This window comes from Streptomyces sp. NPDC001156 (assembly GCF_053598275.1).
Genome location: NZ_JBSFJX010000426.1, coordinates 1 through 3031 on the forward strand (window position 1 = coordinate 1; position 3031 = coordinate 3031).

A 3031-nucleotide genomic window follows, 5' to 3' on the forward strand; every position below is an offset into this window, starting at 1 on the left:
ACGGCAGACTGCCCCGCGCGACCAGCACGAGCACCCGCGCACAGAATCACACCAGGCCCGTGACCTGCCACTTCACGATGCACACCACTCATTGGCTGGCTGGATCTGCAACGGCAGATCCTGAGATGGAAGTGCGAGGGCCTGAGCGAGGCTGACGCGCACCGCTCCGTCATCCCGACCTCGCCGGTGATGACGATGGCCGGGCTCATCAGCCATATGCGGTGGGTCGAGCACACCTGGCTGGAGGTGCTGTTCCTGGGCGGCGACAAGACGCAGAACCCGTCCTTCGACGAGACGGACGAGGACGCCAACTGGCGTACCGACGGCATCCCACTGAAGGAGTTGCTCACGGAGTACGAGGCCCAGTGCGCCCGAAGCAACGAGATCGTGGCCGCGGCCTCCCTGGACGACGTCGGCCGCCACCCCGACTTCCACTCCGGCAACGCCAATCTCCGCTGGATGCTCATCCATCTCGTCGAGGAGACCGGACGGCACGCCGGGCACGCGGACATCGTGAGGGAGCTGCTTGACGGGGCGAAGGGCTACTACTAGGTCTTTCCGGTGGGGTCCGACCGAAGCCAGAGTCGGATCGAGGCAACGGTGACGGTGCCGTAGAAGACGTAGGCGCGTTTGTCGTACCTCGTCGCCACAGCCCGGAAGCTCTTGAGAGCATTGATTGTCCGCTCCACCTCGTTCCTGCGTTTGTAGACCGTCTTGTCGAAGCCGGCGGGCCGACCGCCCCTGCTGCCTCTGTGTTGTCGGTTGGCTCGCTGGTTCTTCGGTTCGGGGATCGTATGCTTGATTTGGCGTCGCCGCAGGTAGCGGCGGTTACGACGGGACGAGTAAGCCTTGTCACCGCCGAGATGGCTGGGCCGAGTCCGCGGACGTCCGCCGTCCCGGCGGGCAACACGGACACGCTCCATGACCGGGATGAGCTGCGGGGCGTCGCCCCACTGACCCGGGGTGATCAGCAAGGCGAGTGGGCGGCATCCGCCCTCACCGGCAAGGTGGATTTTGCAGGTCAGGCCGCCCCGTGAGCGTCCCAGGCCCTCATCGGGGCGGTGCTGCCGGGGCGTGCGTCTTTTCCCGGGAGCCGCGGGGGCTTCTTACGTGCTCCCGCGGCATGTTGGTGGGCCCGGCAGGAGGTGGAGTCCACGCTCACCATGGACCAGTCGATGAGGCCTTCCGCGTCAGCGTCAGCGAGGACAGCCGCGAAGATCCTGTCCCATGTGCCATCCGCTGACCAGCGTCGATGAGCTCGTACACGGTCTTCCACCGACCGAAACGCGCAGGCAAATCCCGCCAGGGCACCCCGGTACGCTGCCGGAACAGAATCCCGTTGATCACTCTGCGATGACTCTCCCAACGACCCCCACGCTGACCGGACTTCGGCAGATGCGGCTTCAGCCGAGCCCATTCTTCACTTGTAAGATCTCCCCGCCCCATGAACATGCCAACGAGCCAGGACCCAGGCAGTCACAAGATCCGTCGGACAGGCCCTAGCGAGGGGCTTGGGTAGGGGTCACCATGATTCGGCCTCCAAGAACAATCTGATCACCTCCACGAAGATCCATATGGAGAACCCCAGACAGGCAAGCCACAGGCCCCACAGGATCCAGCGGGCCTCTCGTCGCATATGCATGAGGCGATCATCCTCACTCCTGGCGCTGTCGTCGGCCGGTTTCACAGCCACGCGGCAGCAGTGGGCGTCACCCTGTAGCACTAGTTTGGAAGACGCCGTATGCGGATGGCGGCTGATCTGGCAGGGCACTGACCTGGTCCGGAGTGCGATCGGCACCGCTGTTCCCCGTGAGTCCCCGCTGCCTCCCGCCGGATCGGGCACGCAACGGGCACGACTGAGATCAGCCTCCCGGCCAGCACCCTCGCCCAAGTGGTCGGGGACGTGCATCTCCCGCGACTGAGGACCCGAAAGTCGTACGCGCGTGCGGCGATCGGACTCTATGATCACTCCACCCCAGCGTCCGCTGCGGCGGCGCACGCCTCCGAGACAGGCCAAAGACGATGACGAGTACGGCCCGCAAAGCTCCCTGGATCCTCGCCCGCTCCGCGCAGGCGGCGATAGTGGTGGCCGCCGTGGCGGACGTGTTCCGCGCAGCAGCAGTCCGGGATCGCTACCTGCACCGCACGGATGCGTCCCTGCACAAGTCGGGCTTCATCTCCATGATCTTCGTCTATCTGATGACTCTTGCGAGCGTGCTGTTCCTCGTGTGGCTCGCCCGGTCCCGGAGCAACGCCCAGGAGCTGTCCCCCCAGGCCTCGGTCCCGAGTCGGGGCTGGACGGTCGGCGCGTGGTTCACACCGGTGGTCAACTTCTTTGTCCCGCGCCAGTTGGTCCTTGACATCGGGCGTGCGAGCTCCGCGTCGTGGGAGCACAAGCGAGACACGACACTGGTGAACCTCTGGTGGGCGGCCTGGATCACGCACGCGCTGGTGCTCGTGGTGGCGGGCTGGGTGGCCCCAGGGTCGATGGCCTTCCTCGTGGTGGCGGAGGCGCTCATGATCGCGGCAGCCTTGCTGGTGGGGCTCGTTATCGAGCGCATCACGGCGCTGCAGGGCACCGCGCTCGGGGCCACCGTACCCGTCGCACCTCTCGCCCAGGGGTGAGGCACTTTTCCCGATGTGCTCCCCCACGGCGACAGCATTGGCTGCGCGCGTGACCGGCTACGACTAGAGCATCAGTTCTTCTGGAAGTGGTGAGCCGAGTCACTCACGTGCGGCGGCTCACTGTATCTAGGCTTGTGACCTGCGTGGATGCCGGGACTAGTTGTCATCATCTGTCAACGTCGGTTCGCCTCGGACGGCCCAGAGACGGCCCACGGCAGGCGCACGAGCAGGTCACTCCCACGCGCTTTTGAGAGTCCCGGTGCCGTAGCTCTGGCCGCTGTCCGGACGCTCTTCCGGGAGCGGGTCACGAATGTTGCCCGACGTTCGTTTTGACGATGGCGGCGACACTGCCGCTGCGGTTGGGCGCCAAGCCGTAGGCCCCACTGGATCTTGATCCAGTGGGGCC

The 3031-nt window shown here is 65.8% G+C and carries 2 protein-coding genes and 1 pseudogene; 2 read left to right on the plus strand and 1 reads right to left on the minus strand.

The window, feature by feature from the left end; genetic code table 11:
* Positions 1-90: 90 nt before the first annotated feature.
* Positions 91-552: a DinB family protein gene (locus tag ACWDA7_RS51640; RefSeq protein WP_450615017.1), complete on the plus strand. Its 462-nt coding sequence runs from the start codon at positions 91-93 to the stop codon at positions 550-552.
* On the opposite strand, the pseudogene ACWDA7_RS51645 reads toward ACWDA7_RS51640, so the two are convergent.
* A pseudogene (locus ACWDA7_RS51645) lies at positions 549-1446 on the minus strand (IS5 family transposase). The gene ACWDA7_RS51640 and the pseudogene ACWDA7_RS51645 overlap by 4 nt on opposite strands.
* A 576-nt stretch (positions 1447-2022) precedes the next feature.
* Between ACWDA7_RS51645 and ACWDA7_RS51650 the strand changes: the two are divergent.
* Complete coding sequence (locus ACWDA7_RS51650) at positions 2023-2625, plus strand: DUF4328 domain-containing protein (RefSeq protein ID WP_450615015.1); 603 nt, start codon at positions 2023-2025, stop codon at positions 2623-2625.
* The last annotated feature ends 406 nt before the right edge of the window (positions 2626-3031 follow it).